Genomic DNA, 17,916 nt, shown 5'->3' with positions numbered 1-17,916 from the left:
GGGGTTTTTCAACAATCTGAACAAAGCTTGAGTTTGTATAAACTCAAGCTTTGTTATTTTTTGACAAAATAAACTTTATAAAAAATCATTAACATAGGAATATTTTTAGATAAATATAAATACTTTTTAATAAGGGGAGGAGGATAAAAAGATGATAAACACTAAAGAAATTTTTCGAATACTTCCAGATAGCATAAAATCCCTAATAGGGGAAGAAAACTTTAATAAAGTTCAAGAAATTAGACTAAGAGTAAATAAACCTCTAATGTTAGAAATGGAGCAAAAGGAGAAAGTCTTTAATTATATCGTTTCATCTGAGGAAATAGATATAGTTCTAAAAAGAATGAGTAATTACTCCATTTATGCTTATGATGAAGAAATAAAAAGGGGGTATATAACTGTTAAGGGTGGTCATAGAATAGGAATATGTGGCAAATGCATAGTTGAAAAGGAAAAAATAAAAACTATAAAAGATATATCTTCTCTTAATATTAGAATAAGCAAAGAAATTTTAGGATGTTCTGATAATATAGTTAAATATTTAGTGGACAAGGGTGAGATAGTAAATACAATAATAATTTCACCACCTAAATGTGGAAAAACTACATTGTTAAGAGATATAGCAAGAAATATATCTGACGGCATGGTTAAGTTTTCATTACTAGGCAAAAAGATTACAGTCATAGATGAAAGAAGTGAACTTTCAGCTTGCTATAATGGTGCCCCACAGATGAATTTAGGGATAAGAACTGATGTGTTAGATAGTTGCCCTAAAAGTGAGGGGATAATAACAGCGATAAGAAGCATGGCCCCAGAGGTCATAATATGTGATGAAATAGGAACAGTAAGAGACACAGAAAGTATAGTAGCTGCTATGAATTCAGGGGTAAAGGTTATTACAAGTATACATGGGTATGATATTTCAGATTTATATAATAGACCTGTATTTAAAGAGATTATAGATAATAAGGTTTTTAAGAGAGCTATAGTGATGAGTCATAAAAAGGGACCAGGAACTATAGAATATATATATGATTTTTTAGAGCAAAAGAAAATTTTTAAGGAGGTACTATGATTAAAATAATTGGAAGTATTTTAGTGATAGTTTCTGCAAGTGTCTTAGGGTATTCTTCTGGAGAATTGTTTAAAAAAAGAACTAGGGAATTAAAGGAGTTAGAAAGAGCTATAGGTATTTTAAAAAATGAAATAGTATATGCATATACTCCACTTCCGTATGCATTAGAGAAAATTGGATTAAGACTTATAGAACCGATAAAAAGTTTGTTTTTAAGTATATCAAGGGATCTTGAAGAAAATGTATCAGAAGGAGTATATGAAGCATTTTATAGTAATACAAATTTATATAAGAAAAATTTGAACTTAAACAAGGAAGATATTCACATTTTACTAAATCTAAGTAAATCATTGGGAGAATGGGATGTAGAAAGTCAAAAAAATATTTTTCGTGTTACTGAAGAAGAGTTTAGAAAACAAATTGAAGAAAGTGAAACTCTTACAAGAAAAAATCTAAAAATGTATAGGTATTTAGGATTTTCTATAGGGGCGATTATAGTAATTATGTTTATTTAAAGGGGGTAGGTTGAAATGTTAGATATAAGCTTAATATTTAAAATAGGGGCAGTAAGTATATTGATAATCATATTAGATAAGATACTAAAAAGCAGTGGTTATGATGATTATGCTGTACTCACCAATTTAGCTGGAATAGTAATAATACTTATGATGGTAATAAATCTTATAAGTAAGCTCTTTAATGCAGTAAGGACTATGTTTCAACTTTAGGAGGATAACATGGAGATTATAAAAATAGTTGGATTTGCCTTTTGTTCTCTTTTTATTGTTTTAGTAGTAAAGGAGGCTAAGAAGGAAGATTGGGCTGTACAAATAAGCATGTGCGTTGGCATACTTATATTTTTATATATGGTTGGAAAAATAACATCAGTAATGAATTTGCTTCAAACGTTAGCCCTTAAAGCCAATATTGATTTTATATATTTAAGAACAGTATTTAAAATACTTGCAATTGCTTATTTAGCTTCCTTTTGCAGCGAAATATGTAAGGATGCTGGACAAAATAGTATAGCATCAAAAGTTGAGTTTGCAGGTAAGATACTTATATTAGTATTAGCCATACCGATACTTATGGCAGTTTTGCAATCAATTCTAAAAATAATGTAGGGGATAAAATATGAAAAAACTAATTATTCTATTGATAACGCTACTATGCATTGGGATTATTCCTTTTAATGTACAAGCTTCTTCAAGTGGAACTGATATAGATAATAATATGGAAGTCCAACAGCTTTATGATTACATGACAAATATAAAGAGTGAAGAAGAAATATTAAAGGATATGGATATAAAGGAATATATACAGACCTATATGAAAAGTGGAGAAGGAACGTTTTCAGTGAGCAAGGTATTTAAAGGAATTGCATCTTATGCTGTAAGAGAAACTTCAGCTGCAATAAAACTTATGTCTGTTTTGGTTATAATTTCCATAATATGTGCTCTCATAACTAATTTAGAAAGAGCATTTAGTAATGAAACGCTGTCGCATATAGCCTATTTTGCTTGTTATTCGTTAATAATAATAATTATGGCAAAGAGTTTTTATGTAGGTGTAGAACTAGCTAGAGAAACAATACAAAGGATGTCAGACTTTATGCTTGCCTTGATACCGGTATTAATTATGCTTCTTACAGGAGTTGGAGGTATAACAGAAGCAACGCTTATGGATCCTATAATAATCGGAACTATAAATATAAGCGCTGAATTATTTGCTAATATAATTATCCCATTAATCACAATAACTTTTGTGCTTCAATTTGTAAATAATATGTCTGATGAATTTAAAGTGGATAAGCTTACTAAGTTATTAAATCAATGTGCTTTATGGATGCAGGGAATACTTATGACAATATTTATCGGAATAATAACAATAAGGGGAATATCCTCTAAGACTATAGATCAAGTAGTAGCAAAAACGGCAAAGTATGCAGTAGACAACTTTATTCCTATAGTTGGAAAGTGCTTATCTGATGCTATATCTACTGTGGCAGGTTATTCGATATTGTTAAAAAATTCCATAAGCAGTGTAGGACTTATAATACTTATTGGTATGGTGCTGCTGCCAATATTAAAAATTATAATAACTGCCTTAGTATATAAGCTTACAGCTGCTCTTATAGAGCCTATAGGAGATAAGAGACTAGTAAGTTGTATAAGCTCGGCTGGAGATTCACTTATACTTATATCGGCATGCTTAATATGTGTGTCTGTTATGTTTTTTATAATGATAGCTATATTAGCATCAGCAGGCAAGGTTGCAGTAGGAGGTTGATTAACTTTGGAGATAATTAAAGCTTGGATATCAAATATATGTACGGTGGTGCTTTTTATAACTGCAGTGGAAATAATACTTCCAGATAATAGTTTGAAAAAGTATGCTAAGTTTGTATTGGGGCTCATACTTATGACAGTTATTATAAACCCTATAATGAAAGTATATGATAAAAACTTTGATATAAATGTCATGAGTAGCAATGTAGAAAAGGCTATAGAAATAAAAGAATCTAAGAGCAATATGGAAGAATATAAAAAGAATAATTTAAATGCAACTTTAGAAACATTTAATTCTAATTTGAAAAAATTGTCAGAGGAAAAGCTAAAAGAAAAGTTCAAAGATATGGACTTTGAAGTAAAGGTAAAATCAGATATTGAACATAATCAAGTAAAAATAACGAGCATAGAGGCTGGTGTTAAGGAAAGAGGAATACAAAAAATAAAAAAGGTAGCGATAGAAAGTTTTAAATCTGAAAAAGAGAATACAAATGAAAATGAAAATGAAAGATTTAATGAAGTTAAACAATTTTTAAGCAAAGAACTTAATATACAAGAAAAGTTAATTAAAATTTACCAATTATAAAAAGGAGGTATACCATGAATTTCAAAGAAATCTTTGAAAAAATCAAAAGTGAAACAAAGGAAAAAATATTTGGCAATAAGATAATTGCAAACTTTATAATAATATTCTTGGTGGGAGTTTTAATTTTGGTAGCATCAAGTTTTTTCAAAACAACAGGAAATAATGGAAAAGCACTATCTGTCAGCAGTAATCCTGAAAACAAGGAGGAAAATATACAAAATAACAAAAATAGTGAGGAGGAGGAAGATTTAAAATTTGATTTAAAAAATATTCTTCAGCAAACTGATGGGGTTGGACGTGTAGAGGTTATGATTTATTTTGAAAGTGGAGAGGAACAAGTGCCAGCATTTAATGTTAATGATTCAACAAATCTAACAGAAGAAGTTGATAATGAAGGGGGTACTAGAAAGACTACACAAAAAAATAATGGAAATACTGTTGTAATAACAAATGATGGAGATCAAACAAAGCCGCTTATTATAAAGACAAATAAACCTAAGATAACTGGAGTTCTTGTAGTAGCAGAAGGTGCTGAAAATAAAGTTACTGAATATAGAATAAGAAAAGCTGTAACTAATTTATTTGATATACCTGACAATAAAGTTAATGTTTATCCAATGAAAAAATAGCATATATGTTAATTTTAAATCATATAATTTTGTAAAAAGATAAATGGGGGGAATTTTGTATGAATAAAAAACAAGGCATTATCATTGTAACTTTACTTGCTCTAATAGTATGTATGGGAGTTTTAGCAACAAAACTTAATAATCCACTTTATACCCAATCTGGAGGAGAAAAAAGTGCAATTTCACTAAAGAGTAATGACAAAAATGCTAAAAATACTTCCAGTTACTTTGTAGAAGCTAAAATGGCACGTGACAATAAAGTTACACAAACTTTGCAGAACTTAAAGGGTATAATGGAGGATAAGAACATATCTCAAAAGCAAAAAGATAGTACAGCTGAGCAATACGCTGCTTTAGCAATGTCCTATAATTATGAAACTAAGATAGAATTAAATCTTGAAGCTAAAGGTTATGAAAATTCAGTATGTCTTTTAAATGGAGATAAGGCTACAGTTATAGTAAAAGGCAATCCTAGTGAAAAGCTTACTGATAAACAGTTAAGAGAAATCCAAACTATAGTAGTAAATGAAGCTAAAATTAAAAACGTAGAGGTTTCTGTAAGAGAATAATTAATTTGATATAATAGGATGTATTTGATATAATGTACTAAAGATTAAACTTTTGCCAAAGTGTAAAAGATAAGTAACCAGGAGGTGTAATAATATGGAAGAAAGCATGAGCAGAGAAATAGATATGGGCATAGTTAAAATATCCGATGAAGTAGTAGGAGTTATAGCAGGTCTTGCTACTACAGAAATTGAAGGTATAGTTGGTATGAGTGCTTCCGTGGTTGGAGGTATAACTCAAATACTTACAGGCAAGAAGAATCTTTCAAAGGGAGTAAAAGTTACTGTAGGTGAAGATAGCTCAACTATAGATTTACATGTAGTGGTAGAATACGGCATTAGAATCCCAGATGTAGCATTAAAGGTTCAAGAAAATGTTAAGAGAACAGTAGAAGCTATGACAGGTCTTAATGTTGATGCTGTAAACATCCACGTTCAAAATGTTATTATTCCTAAGATGGATGAAGGAAATGTTGAAGAAATAGAAGAATAAATTTCACCCTCTGTTAAACAGAGGGTGTTTTCATGTAAAATATAATTTAGTATAATAAAATAATGTATAATACATGGTTTTTGTTTAATAATTATTATTAAATATATTTATATAAGTATTTTAGGAGGTACAATATGAACAGAAAAAAAAGTAGAGAAGTAACTATGAAGCTGTTATTTGAATCAATGATAAAGGGTGAAGATTATAAAACCATATTAGATGACTTGAGGGAATCAAATGAAAAAGAAGAAAGTACAATGGAGCTTATGGGTATGAAGATGGAAGAAGACCCAGAAGATACAAGTTTAGATCAGGTAGATATGGGCTATGTTATAAATATGATGAAAAACATACAAGAAAACGAAGATATGTTAGATGAGAAAATAAAAAAATATTTAAAGGGATGGAAAATAAATAGAATTTCCAAGGTGGAACTTGCAATACTTAGATTGTGTACATATGAAATACTTTTTGAGGAGGATATTCCAGAAAGAGTTTCAATAAATGAAGCTATAGAACTTACTAAAAAGTATTGTGATGATAAATCTAAAAATTATATAAATGCCGTACTTGATAATATAGCAAAAGAAGTTAAAGGAGAGTTATCTTAAATGGGAGTACCTATAGATGGCAAAAAGGTTGCATTAAGTTTTAAAGAAGGGCTTTTAAACCTTATTAAAGAAAGGGTAAGAAATGGATTAAATGCACCTTGCATTGCAAGCGTATTAGTAGGAGAAGATAAAGGTTCCCTATTTTACTTGAAGAATCAAAGTAGGGTATGTGAAGAACTTGGAGTAATCTTTAAAAGCTTTATAATGGATAAGGACTCAACAGAAGAGGCAGTAATGAGAAAGATTAAAGAATTAAATGAGGAAGATAGTATACATGGAATTATACTTCAACTGCCACTTCCAGAGAACTTGGATGAAGAAAAAATAATAAATTCTATAAGTCATTTAAAGGATGTAGATGGACTTACAGATATAAATGCAGGAAGATTTTATAAGGGAGAAAAATGTTTTATTCCTTGTACTGCTCAAGGAATATTGGAACTTATAAAAAGTACTGGAATAAATATTTCAGGTAAAAATGCAGTAGTTCTAGGGAGAAGTACTATTGTAGGTAAACCTGTTGCACAACTTTTAGTTAATGAAGATGCTACAGTTACTATATGTCATTCTAAAACTCAAGATATAAGGAAGATATGTAGAGAAGCTGATATAGTGGTTGCAGCGGTTGGTATTCCAAAGTTTGTTACAGAAGACTTTATAAAGGAAGGTTCAGTTATTATAGATGTAGGTTTTTCAGTGGTTAATGGTAAAATGACTGGAGATGTAGATTATGAAAATGTAATACATAAGGCAGGATTTTTAACTCCAGTGCCTGGAGGGGTTGGATCTATGACTCCTATAATGCTGATTAAGAATACATGTGAGGTATTAAAATAATGTATCTAAAAACTTTAACGGTTTCAGATATAAATAATTACATAAAAAAAGTAGTAGATAATGATTTTATATTAAATAATGCAGCTATAAGTGGCGAGATTTCTAATTTCAAACTTCATTCATCAGGTCATATGTATTTTTCATTAAAAGATGAATACAGTAAGATTAATTGTGTTATGTTTAAGGGAAGCACTAGAACATTAAAGTTTGTTCCTGATAATGGAATTAAGGTTATAGTTAAGGGAAGAATTTCAGTATATGAAAAGGATGGGTCTTATCAGCTTTATTGTAATAGTATTGAACCTGAAGGATTAGGTGAATTGTATATAGCCTTTGAAAAGTTGAAGAAAAAGCTAGAGTTAGAAGGATTATTTAATGTTGAACATAAAAAGCCTATACCAAAGTTTGCGGAAAAAATAGGAGTTATTACATCCCCTACAGGAGCCGCTATAAGAGATATAATAAACGTATCTAAGAGAAGAAACAATAACTGTCAAATAATTATATATCCTTCACTAGTACAGGGGCTAGGTGCTAGTGAGGATGTAATAAGAGGAATTAATACCTTTAATAAAATGGGTGATTTAGATACAATAATTATTGCAAGAGGTGGAGGATCTATTGAAGAACTTTGGGCATTTAATGATGAAAATTTAGCAAGAGCTATATATAATTCTAAAATACCTATTATTACAGGAGTAGGTCATGAAGTGGATTATACTATTGCTGATTTTGTCAGCGATAGAAGAGCTCCTACACCTTCTGCTGCTGCAGAAATTGCAGTATTTAATAAAGAAGAAATATTAAATTCTGTAGCAAATTATAAAAGTACCTTAAATTATCGTATGATGCAGCTTTTAAAAGATAGATATAATAATATAGAAAATTTAAAAAGGAATCTAGAAATGAACAGTCCTGAAAGAATAATAGTAAATGAATATCATAAATTAGATAAGATCAAAGAAGCATTAAACTATAATATTAAAACTAATTTAGATTTAAAAAAACAAAAGCTATCTAAATCTAGTGCACTTCTTTCAGCTCATAATCCATTGAATATATTAAGTAAAGGATTTGCTGTTATCGAATCAATGGATGGAAGTATAGCATCATCTTTAAACAAGTTACAATCACTCCAAGAAGTGAATATAACATTAAAGGATGGAAAAGGGCAGTTCAAGATAGAAAAAGCTTAAGGAGGGAGTTTATGGGGAGAAAAGCTGAAAGCTATGAAGGATTAATGGCTAAATTAGAAGAAATATTAAGTAACATGGATAGTGGTGAAATATCTTTAGAGGACTCGATGAAAAAGTATGAAGAAGGTATTAAAATTTGTAATAAGCTTTATAAGATTTTAAATGATTCAGAAAATAAAATTAAAATACTTATGAATGAGGGAGAAGAAAACTTTGAATATCAATAAGGGGAAAGAAGAAGTAGAATCTTGGCTCAAAGATTATTTCAAAAATAAAGGTTCCTATAATAAAAAAATATATGAAGCAATGAGTTATAGTTTAAATATTGGAGGAAAGAGAATAAGGCCTATTTTAACTATACTAACATATGATATGTTTGAAGATAATTATGAAGAGATACTTCCTGTATGCGGAGCTTTAGAGATGATTCATACATATTCACTTATACATGATGACTTGCCATGTATGGATAATGATGATTTAAGACGAGGAAAACCAACAAATCACAAAGTCTTTGGAGAAGGGTTAGCTGTGCTTGCAGGAGATGGACTATTAAATGAAGCTTTAAATATACTTTTCAAACTTTCATTAAAAGAAGATAGGAAATGGGCAAAGGCAGCACTACTTATTGGAGAAGCTTCAGGGGTAGAGGGAATGATAGGCGGTCAAACTGTAGACATATTAAGTGAAAATGAAGATATACCTAAAGACAAGTTGCATTACATTCATAGCAAAAAAACTGGTGCACTTATAAAAGCTTCTATACTTGCTGGAGCAATATTAGGCAAAAGTACAGAGAAAGAATACAATATATTAAACGAGTTTGGAGAGAAACTAGGATTGGCGTTTCAAATAAAGGATGATATATTAGATATAATAGGTGATTCAACGAAGATAGGCAAAACAGCAAAAAAAGATATAGAAAGTAATAAAAGTACTTTTGTAAAACTATATGGATTAGAAGAATCTAAACAGATGTGTTTGAAATTAACAGAAGAGTGCTTAGAGCTTTTAAATAAAATAGATAAAAATACAGAAAGCCTTGAAAAACTTACATTAATTCTCCTAAAACGGGAATATTAAAAAGTTGACTTTTTAACATATTAGGTATAAAATAGGTTAGCATTAACATAGATATTTATAATGTTTTTAATATATATCTAAACTATATAATAGTGTAACCTTTAAAAAGGTGGTGCAGTATTCTAGTCGGGTAAGTATCTTTTGAAGGCGGGGCTAAAAATCCGTCAAAGGGCATATCGATGAAGTTCCTTGTGCTGGCTTATGACGCCCAGTCATGGGTTGGTGCTGGGAGTAAGGAGGATGGGGCAGCCGCAACGGCATGCGGGAACTGACCCTACCTTCGCGGAGACCATTTATTGTATAAAAGGTTAGATACCTTTTATACGAAAATGGATTAAACCTGCAATGTGGTGAAGAGCTATGTGCAGTGTAGCCTGCCTTGAGTGGTTTAGGGGGAAAGCAGTAACACCATTTAATTTTGGCCAAAATTAAAGGAATCTGTTTGCTGAAACCTAAGCTGCAAAAGAGGCTAGGGAGATACCTAACTGTTGGGGAAAACTCCTAGACTGTTCTACTTGAAATATGCTGAGGATTGCAGTGCGGACTAAGTGGCAATCCAGTCCTGCTTTTGGCAACAAAGCAGATAGGGAATTAAAGGGAAACCGCCAAAATGGCGACATTTAGGTTGACCTATGGGAAATCCTACTGGACCTAAGCCGCAAGGTTTACTCAGTTTATTACCACCTTTTTATATACATATTTTGGAGGATATAAGTTTTGGACGCTGACGGTAAAATTAATTCTAATAGTTTGAAAAAAAATAATAAAAAAAAGAAAGAAACAAGCTGGGTAGTGACCATAATATTATGGTCTATATTAATATCTGGTAGTGTTAATCTTTTGTCTGATGTGCTACTAAGAAATGTAAATATATTAGTAGCTTTTGTTATATTAATTTTTATAATAATCTTAGGTGTTGTATTTGATATAATAGGAGTGGCGGTTACTGCAGCTCAGGAAAAACCTTTTCATGCAAAGGCAGCTAAAAAACTTCCTGGAGCAAAAATTGCAATAAAACTTATAAAAAATGCAGATAAGGTATCTAATTTTTGCAATGATGTAATAGGGGATATATGTGGTATAGTGAGTGGAGGAATAGGTGCTTTAATTTTGGCAAAAGTTATTATAGCATTACCTGAATTAAATGCTGCTCTTATATCAGCTATTATAGGATCAATTATAGCAGCAGCTACCATAGGCGGAAAGGCTGCTGGAAAAAGTTTTGCAATGAACCAAAGTAATAAAGTAATAGATAAAGTATCTAAGATTATATATTTTATAAAAAAGGATAGATAATTATGATAAATATTTTAAATGAATATAAAGAACCAAATGACATTAAGAATATGACTATAGAGGAATTAAATGGTCTGGCCAATGAGATAAGAGGCTTTCTAATAGAGAATGTTTCCAGGACCGGTGGGCATTTAGCATCAAATCTTGGAGTAGTAGAACTTACTTTGAGCTTGTACAATATATTCAATTTTAAAAAGGATAAAATAGTATGGGATGTAGGGCATCAATGCTATGTTCATAAAATATTAAGTGGAAGAATGAGTGAATTTAAAACTTTAAGAAAATATGGTGGACTTAGTGGTTTCCCTAAAGTTTCCGAAAGTGAATATGATCATTTTCAAACAGGTCACAGCAGCACTTCTATTTCTGCAGCATTAGGTATGGCAAGAGCTAGAGATTTAAAAGGTGAAAAGAATGAAGTTCTAGCTGTAATTGGTGATGGAGCTTTAACCGGTGGAATGGCTTTTGAAGCATTAAATGATGTGGGATACAGTAAAACTAAGATGATAATAATATTAAATGATAATCAAATGTCCATAGGTAAAAATGTAGGTGGAATGTCTGCATATTTAAGCAAAATAAGAATGGAGCCTGGATATGCTAAATTAAAACAAGATATAGATGGAATCTTAAAAAAGATACCTAGTATAGGTGACAGTATGGCTCGTACCTTAGAAAGAGTTAAAAATGGCATAAAACAGATGGTGGTTCCAGGAATGCTTTTTGAAAACATGGGAATAAAATACTTAGGACCTATCGATGGACATAATATTAAGGAAGTAAGTGAAATTTTAGAAAAAGCAAAGTCAATTAATGGACCTGTAATCATACATATTGTTACTAAAAAGGGTAAGGGATATAAATTTGCTGAAATGAATCCAGGAAAGTTTCACGGTATAGGACCATTTAACTTACAAAGTGGTGAGGTTGCTGTGACAGGAGGAATATCATATTCCAAAGCTTTTGGTAATGCAATGGTTAAATTAGCAGAAGAAGATGATAGGATAGTTGCAATCACCGCAGCAATGAAGGATGGGACAGGACTTCAGCAGTTTGAACATAAATATAAAGGTAGGTTTTTTGATGTAGGTATAGCAGAACAGCATGCAGTAACTATGGCAGCAGGAATGGCCTCTCAAGGTCTAAAGCCAGTATTTGCGGTATATTCTACATTTCTTCAAAGAGCTTATGATCAAGTAGTACATGATATATGTATTCAAAAGCTTCCTGTAATACTTGCTATTGATAGAGCAGGAATAGTAGGTGCAGATGGAGAAACTCACCAAGGAGTATTTGATTTGTCGTATTTATCTCATATACCCAATATGACTATAATGGCTCCAAAATGTGTAGAAGAAATGGAACCTATGTTTAAATGGGCATTAAATCAAAATAGTCCTATAGCCATAAGATATCCAAGAGGTGGAGATGTTTTAGATTTAAATTTAAACCCTGTAACTGAATTTAAATATGGTAAGTGGGAAACAATTTATGATGAGGGAGATATTAGCATAATAGCAGTAGGAAAGATGGTTCAAAATGCATTAATTGCTAGAGAAAAGCTATTAAGGATGGGAATTAAAATAGGAGTTGTAAATGCAATATTTGTAAAGCCTATAGATATTGAGCTGTTAAGTAAGTTTTCTAAAACAAAGAAAATTATTATTACCGTAGAAGATAACATAGTTACAGGAGGGTTTGGCTCTTTGGTATCAGAATATATTCAAAGTACAAATTCAACGGCTAAGGTTATAAATTTAGGATTTAAAGATGAATTTATTCCTCATGGTAATGTAGATGTCTTTTATAAAGCTAGCGGTATTGATAGTGATGGAATAGTAGAAAAAGTAATAAAATTTATATAAAAAGGAGTAGAGTATGGCAGAAAGTAAATTAAGACTGGATATACTTTTAGTAGAAAAGGGTATCTTTTCTTCAAGAGAGAGAGCGCGTGCAAGTATAATGGCAGGAGAAATATTTGTAGATGGACTTCGAGTTGACAAGTGCGGAGAAAAAGTCAAAACAACTTCAAACATAGATTTTAAGGGAGAAAAAATGCCCTATGTAAGTAGGGGAGGATATAAGCTTGAAAAGGCAATAAAATCCTTTGAGATAGATCTTAAAGATAAAGTATGTATAGATATAGGTGCTTCAACAGGTGGGTTTACAGATTGTATGCTTCAAAATGGAGCATGTAAGGTATACTCTATAGATGTAGGATATGGACAGTTAGCTTGGAAACTTAGAGTAGATCCAAGAGTAGTATGCATGGAAAGAACCAACTTTAGATATGTTACCTATGAAGAGATAGGAGAATATGCAGATTTTGCAAGTATAGATGTCTCTTTTATTTCTTTAGAAAAAATAATTCCTGCAGCAATAAATTTATTAAATGATAAAGGTTCTATAATGGCATTAATAAAACCTCAATTTGAAGCTGGAAGGGATAAGGTTGGTAAAAAAGGAGTAGTAAGAGAAAAGTCAACACATGAAGAGGTAATACTAAAAATAGTAACATTTATTAAAAATATGGGTCTTAACATTATAAATATAGATTATTCCCCTATTAAGGGACCTGAAGGTAATATTGAATATTTAATATATTTTACTAAAAACAATGAAATATTCTCTGATTTCAAAGATGAAAAAATAAAAGATATAGTAAATTTATCTCATGGACAATTAGACGAGGTAAAATAATGAAAAATATAGGGATTAATGTAAATACAGATAAGGATATTAATGGGAATATATTAGCTTCTATTGTACAAAAGATAAAAAATCAAGATAATAATATCAATATAAAAGTATATAAGGATTGTAATGGACTAGAAGATGAAGAAAGCAAAGATCTTGATGTGGTAATTGTACTTGGTGGAGATGGTACCATACTTAATACATCTAAATATGTTTCTAAATATGGTGTACCTATCTTGGGGATAAATATAGGACATTTAGGTTTTTTGGCAGAGGTAGAAAGTGCGGATTTTAGTTTTGCTATAAAAAACATTTTAAATAATAACTATACTTTAGAAAATAGAAAAATGATACAATGTGCTATTGAATTTCCTAATGATCAGAGAATACTTTATGCACTAAATGATGTAGTTATAGCTAAAGGTGCTATTGGAAGAGTAGCAAAATATAAAATTTATGTAAATGATAACTATTATACTACATTTGTATCTGATGGAGTTATAATATCAACTCCAACAGGATCCACAGCCTATTCTCTTTCAGCAGGTGGACCCATAATATATCCTACGTTAGATGTGATAAGTATCACACCTATTTGTTCCCATTCATTAGGGATGAGAAGTATAGTCCTTCATGGGGATAGTAAAATAAAAATTACAACTGAACGTAGAAGAAGCAATATACATGTTGCAGCAGACGGACTTGAGTCAGTAGATTTAGGCATTATAAATGATATAATAATAGAAAATGCGCCATATAAATGTAAGCTTATAAGATTAAATGGAGAAGATTATTTTAGTATTTTAAGAAAAAAATTATATTTATAACGAAAGAATGTGAAGGTGAAATATATGAAGGTAACTCGTCACGCCAAAATATTAGAACTAATTACTGGTAAAGACATTGAAACACAGGAAGAATTAGCAGAGGAACTTAGAAAAGGTGGAATGAATGTAACTCAGGCAACAGTATCTCGCGATATAAAAGAATTAAAACTTATAAAAGTACTATCAAATTCAGGAAAATATAAATATGCAACTATAATGCATACTGAAAACTATCTATCAAATAAGCTTGTAAATATATTTACTCAAACTGTCACAAGTGTAGAAAATGTAAATAATTTTGTGGTTATAAAGACATTATCCGGCTCAGCTTCAGCAGCAGCAGAAGCCATAGATACACTGCATTTTCAGGGGATTGCTGGAACGCTTGCAGGGGACAATACTATATTTGTAATGGCAAGAACCGAGGAACAAGCTTCAATTATAACGCAAAGAATGAAAAAAATGCTATTAGAACAGGAGGACTAAAGATGCTTCTTCAGTTAAATATTAAGAACTTTGCTTTAATTGAAGAATTAAGCATTTCGTTTGATAATGGATTTAACGTGCTTTCTGGAGAAACAGGAGCAGGAAAGTCTATATTAATTGATGCTATAAATTATGTTTTAGGAGGCAAATTCAATAGAGATTTTATACGAACAGGAGAAGATAAAACCTTTGTAGAAGCTATATTTACCTTAGAAAATGAGAAGTCTAAGGAAGAACTTATAAAGCAAGGGATAGAATATGAGGATTGGATAATAATAAGCAGAGAAACATTTCAATCAGGAAAAAGTATTGCTAAAGTAAATGGAAGATCAATTATTCTTTCGCAACTTAAAATGCTTACAGAGACTCTAATTGATATACATGGACAACATGAAAATCAAAATTTATTAAGCTATTCTAATCATATAACCTATTTGGATTACTTTGGAGAAGAATCATTAAAAAAATATTTAAACAAATATAAAAATCTATATAAAGAGTTAAATGAAATAGAAAATAAAATATTAAATTTGGCAGGAAAGAATGGAGAAAGAGAAAAGACAATAGATTTTTTAAAATATCAATTAGAAGAGATAAATGCTGCTAATTTGAAAATAGAAGAAGAAGAAGAGCTAGAAGAAAGATACAATATACTATCTAACTCTGAAAAAATAAATAAGTCTTTATCGTTAAGCTATAAAATGTTATATGACGGAGATGAAAACACATCTTCTATAATTGACAGCATAGGATCTATAGTAAGAGATTTGAAGTCTGTAGAAAATCACATGGAAAAAATAAAAAAAATATCTATTTCATTAGAAGAAATCTACTATAATTTAGAAGAAAATACAAGAGATATTAGAGAGATTAAGGACACTATATATTATGATGAAGAAGAATTAAATATTATAAACAGCAGGCTTTTTCAAATTGGTAGTTTAAAAAAGAAATATGGAAATAGTATAAAAGAAATTTTGAATTATAGAGATAAAATAAATGTGAAATACGAAGAACTTATAAATAGTGAGGCTATAATAGAAGAATTAAATCATAAAAAAGAGAGTATAATAAAAGACCTTAAAGAAGAGGCACTTGAAATACATTCACTTAGAGAGAAATTTGCAAATATTTTGGAAGTTAAAATAAAAGAAGAATTAAATTATATAGGCTTAGAAAAAAGTACTTTTAAAGTTTCTGTAGAATTAAAAGAGGAATTAAATGAAAGTGGACTAGATAAGGTTCAATTCTTAATTTCTACTAATCCTGGAGAACCACTAAAGCCATTAGAGAAAGTTGTGTCAGGTGGGGAATTATCGAGAATTATGCTAGCTTTAAAAACAGTATTTGTAAATAAAGATAAAATTCCATCTGTAATTTTTGATGAAATAGATACTGGAATTAGTGGAAGAATTGCACAAAGTGTAGGAGAAAAAATGTATAGTATTTCTAAGACACATCAGGTTTTTTGTGTAACTCATCTTCCGCAAATAGCTTGTATATCTGATGTTCATTATCAGGTTGCTAAAGAAGTTATAAACAATAAGACATATACATCTATAAATAAATTAAACGATAAAGAGAAAGCACAAGAAATAGCTAGAATGATAGGCGGAACAGAAGTAACTACTCTTACATTGAGACATGCTGAGGAAATGATAGCCTTAGCTAATCGTAAGAAACTAGACATGTGATTAAAAGTATATAAAAGAAGAAAAGGGTTACAATAAATAATGTTATTGTAACCTTTTTTTTGATTTTAATTATTAATTTTAGTTTAAACAAGTAATACTTAACTGCTTATACAAAAGAATAATAACATAATAAATTTTTGAACTGGGCAACTTAAGGATATAAAAAGAAAGACAGGAGGTATAATGATGAGAAAATTTAAAATTAAATATACACTTTGTTTTGTGTTATCCATCCTGTTATTTACTTTGGTTGCCTATTATCAAGCCTTCAATATACCAACTACAATTTTTATAAGAGAAGGAGAGAAGCTTGAATCAAGCAATATAATAAAATTAGTTCAAGAAAATACTGTAAGTGCATCCAGTAGATTAAATAGCCAAAGTAAAAATGTAAATGTAAGTTTACTTGGAATATTAAAGGTTAAAACTGTAGAAGTAAAGTCAGTTCCAGAAGAAATAAAGCTATACCCAGGAGGGCAACCAGTAGGAGTAAAGCTTAAAACAAAAGGTGTTTTAGTAATTGCATTATCAGATGTAGAAACTTCTAAAGGAAAAATTACAAGTCCAGGGGCTCAATCAGGTATAGAAATTGGAGATAATATTATTGAAATAAATGGTGATAAAGTTACAGGTACGGAAAAAACTTCATCTTTAGTCAATATTGCAGAAGGGAAAGATTTAAATGTAATTATAGATAGACAAGGAAAAACAATGGAGAAGGTTATAAAACCTATTAAAGACATAAATGGAAAATATAAAATTGGATTATGGGTAAGAGACTCTACTGCAGGAGTTGGAACTTTAACATTTTATGATGATGACAATAAGATCTTTGCAGCATTAGGTCATCCAATAACAGATGTTGATACAGGGTCAATACTTCCATTGGGATCAGGACAAATAATAAATTCATCCATCGTTTCTGTAAGAAAAGGTGTAAAAAGGGCACCAGGAGAATTAAAAGGAATATTTATTGATGAAGATATAGTTCTTGGAAAAATTTCAAGAAACAGCGAATGTGGTATTTTTGGTAAAGCAAATTTAGAACTTAAAAATAAGTATGCAAAAAAAATGCCTATAGCTTTAAGACATGAAATAAAAGAAGGTCCAGCAAAAATATATACTACTATTGAGGGAAATCAACCTAAAACTTATGATATAATAATTGAAAAGTTGCTTCCACAAAGTGCGCCGGGACCTAAAAGTATGATAATTAAGGTTACTGATAAAGAACTTTTAAATAAAACCGGTGGTATAGTACAGGGAATGAGTGGAAGTCCTATAATACAAGATAATAAGATAGTTGGTGCAGTAACACATGTTCTTATAAACAAACCAGATACAGGATATGGTATATATATAGAATGGATGTTAAAAGAAGCTGATATGGTGAAATATAACAATTAACAATTTAATAAATAGTTAGTATAATAGAATAGATAATGTATAAAAATATTGTCTATTCTATTATAGTTTTGATAAAATATTTTTTTATTTAGAAGGAATTCTCTATCTTTTGTCGAATTTATTATTTGTTAAGATATGGGAATTA

At 30.2% G+C, this 17,916-nt stretch carries 21 protein-coding genes; all 21 read left to right on the top strand.

Annotation, left to right across the window (positions count from 1 at the left end; genetic code table 11):
• The first annotated feature begins 154 nt into the window (after positions 1–154).
• The 21 genes from spoIIIAA to spoIVB all read left to right on the top strand — a co-directional run bounded on the left by spoIIIAA (position 155) and on the right by spoIVB (position 17,771).
• Entirely contained in the window at positions 155–1,075 is a 921-nt protein-coding gene (gene spoIIIAA, locus DP68_RS05065; protein ID WP_035307016.1) for a stage III sporulation protein AA, read from the top strand.
• A complete protein-coding gene (spoIIIAB, locus tag DP68_RS05060) occupies positions 1,072–1,590 on the top strand; it encodes a stage III sporulation protein SpoIIIAB (RefSeq protein ID WP_035307009.1) in 519 nt (172 codons plus the stop codon). The genes spoIIIAA and spoIIIAB overlap by 4 nt, the downstream gene beginning before the upstream one ends.
• Before the next feature lie 15 nt (positions 1,591–1,605).
• Positions 1,606–1,803: a stage III sporulation protein AC gene (gene spoIIIAC / locus DP68_RS05055; protein WP_035307006.1), complete on the top strand. Its 198-nt coding sequence runs from the start codon at positions 1,606–1,608 to the stop codon at positions 1,801–1,803.
• A 9-nt stretch (positions 1,804–1,812) separates the two neighbouring features.
• Positions 1,813–2,199 (top strand): stage III sporulation protein AD, encoded by a 387-nt coding sequence (gene spoIIIAD / locus DP68_RS05050; RefSeq protein WP_035307005.1) that lies wholly within the window; start codon positions 1,813–1,815, stop codon positions 2,197–2,199.
• Between the two features lie 10 nt (positions 2,200–2,209).
• Positions 2,210–3,364: a stage III sporulation protein AE gene (gene spoIIIAE, locus DP68_RS05045; RefSeq protein ID WP_035307002.1), complete on the top strand. Its 1,155-nt coding sequence runs from the start codon at positions 2,210–2,212 to the stop codon at positions 3,362–3,364.
• A gap of 6 nt (positions 3,365–3,370) precedes the next feature.
• Positions 3,371–3,949 carry a stage III sporulation protein AF gene (gene spoIIIAF / locus DP68_RS05040; protein WP_035307000.1) on the top strand — a complete coding sequence of 193 codons (579 nt, stop codon included), beginning with the start codon at positions 3,371–3,373 and terminating at the stop codon, positions 3,947–3,949.
• A gap of 14 nt (positions 3,950–3,963) precedes the next feature.
• Positions 3,964–4,578, top strand: a complete 615-nt coding sequence (gene spoIIIAG / locus DP68_RS05035; protein ID WP_035306998.1) for a stage III sporulation protein AG — start codon at positions 3,964–3,966, stop codon at positions 4,576–4,578.
• A gap of 59 nt (positions 4,579–4,637) precedes the next feature.
• Positions 4,638–5,147 carry a SpoIIIAH-like family protein gene (locus DP68_RS05030; RefSeq protein ID WP_035306996.1) on the top strand — a complete coding sequence of 170 codons (510 nt, stop codon included), beginning with the start codon at positions 4,638–4,640 and terminating at the stop codon, positions 5,145–5,147.
• Positions 5,148–5,241: 94 nt separating this feature from the next.
• Positions 5,242–5,637, top strand: coding sequence for an Asp23/Gls24 family envelope stress response protein (locus DP68_RS05025; protein ID WP_035306995.1), 396 nt, complete (start codon positions 5,242–5,244; stop codon positions 5,635–5,637).
• A gap of 134 nt (positions 5,638–5,771) precedes the next feature.
• Entirely contained in the window at positions 5,772–6,248 is a 477-nt protein-coding gene (gene nusB, locus DP68_RS05020) for a transcription antitermination factor NusB (RefSeq protein WP_035306993.1), read from the top strand.
• Positions 6,249–7,085 carry a tetrahydrofolate dehydrogenase/cyclohydrolase catalytic domain-containing protein gene (locus DP68_RS05015; RefSeq protein WP_035306991.1) on the top strand — a complete coding sequence of 279 codons (837 nt, stop codon included), beginning with the start codon at positions 6,249–6,251 and terminating at the stop codon, positions 7,083–7,085.
• A complete protein-coding gene (gene xseA / locus DP68_RS05010) occupies positions 7,085–8,281 on the top strand; it encodes an exodeoxyribonuclease VII large subunit (RefSeq protein WP_035306988.1) in 1,197 nt (398 codons plus the stop codon). The genes DP68_RS05015 and xseA overlap by 1 nt, the downstream gene beginning before the upstream one ends.
• Before the next feature lie 11 nt (positions 8,282–8,292).
• On the top strand, positions 8,293–8,508 hold the full coding sequence (locus DP68_RS05005; RefSeq protein ID WP_035306985.1) for an exodeoxyribonuclease VII small subunit: 216 nt from the start codon (positions 8,293–8,295) through the stop codon (positions 8,506–8,508).
• Complete coding sequence (locus tag DP68_RS05000) at positions 8,477–9,364, top strand: polyprenyl synthetase family protein (RefSeq protein ID WP_035306983.1); 888 nt, start codon at positions 8,477–8,479, stop codon at positions 9,362–9,364. Before DP68_RS05005 ends, DP68_RS05000 begins: the two co-directional genes overlap by 32 nt.
• 717 nt (positions 9,365–10,081) lie before the next feature.
• Complete coding sequence (locus tag DP68_RS04995; protein WP_291547382.1) at positions 10,082–10,660, top strand: hypothetical protein; 579 nt, start codon at positions 10,082–10,084, stop codon at positions 10,658–10,660.
• Positions 10,661–10,662: 2 nt separating this feature from the next.
• A complete protein-coding gene (gene dxs, locus DP68_RS04990; protein WP_035306981.1) occupies positions 10,663–12,525 on the top strand; it encodes a 1-deoxy-D-xylulose-5-phosphate synthase in 1,863 nt (620 codons plus the stop codon).
• Positions 12,526–12,538: 13 nt separating this feature from the next.
• Positions 12,539–13,360, top strand: a complete 822-nt coding sequence (locus tag DP68_RS04985) for a TlyA family RNA methyltransferase (RefSeq protein ID WP_035306979.1) — start codon at positions 12,539–12,541, stop codon at positions 13,358–13,360.
• Positions 13,360–14,184 carry an NAD(+)/NADH kinase gene (locus DP68_RS04980; protein ID WP_186430017.1) on the top strand — a complete coding sequence of 275 codons (825 nt, stop codon included), beginning with the start codon at positions 13,360–13,362 and terminating at the stop codon, positions 14,182–14,184. Before DP68_RS04985 ends, DP68_RS04980 begins: the two co-directional genes overlap by 1 nt.
• Before the next feature lie 24 nt (positions 14,185–14,208).
• The gene (locus DP68_RS04975; protein ID WP_035306976.1) at positions 14,209–14,670 is read left to right on the top strand and encodes an arginine repressor; all 462 of its coding nucleotides are present in this window, start codon (positions 14,209–14,211) and stop codon (positions 14,668–14,670) included.
• 2 nt (positions 14,671–14,672) lie between these two features.
• Positions 14,673–16,364, top strand: coding sequence for a DNA repair protein RecN (gene recN, locus DP68_RS04970; protein WP_035306974.1), 1,692 nt, complete (start codon positions 14,673–14,675; stop codon positions 16,362–16,364).
• A 186-nt stretch (positions 16,365–16,550) separates the two neighbouring features.
• On the top strand, positions 16,551–17,771 hold the full coding sequence (gene spoIVB, locus DP68_RS04965; protein WP_035306973.1) for a SpoIVB peptidase: 1,221 nt from the start codon (positions 16,551–16,553) through the stop codon (positions 17,769–17,771).
• Positions 17,772–17,916: the final 145 nt, after the last annotated feature.

It is taken from the genome of Clostridium sp. HMP27, assembly GCF_000765165.1.
Classification (GTDB): Bacteria; Bacillota; Clostridia; order Clostridiales; family Clostridiaceae; genus Clostridium_AK.
Note: the sequence above shows the minus strand (reverse complement) of the source record. Positions and strands in the feature narration are given on the sequence as shown.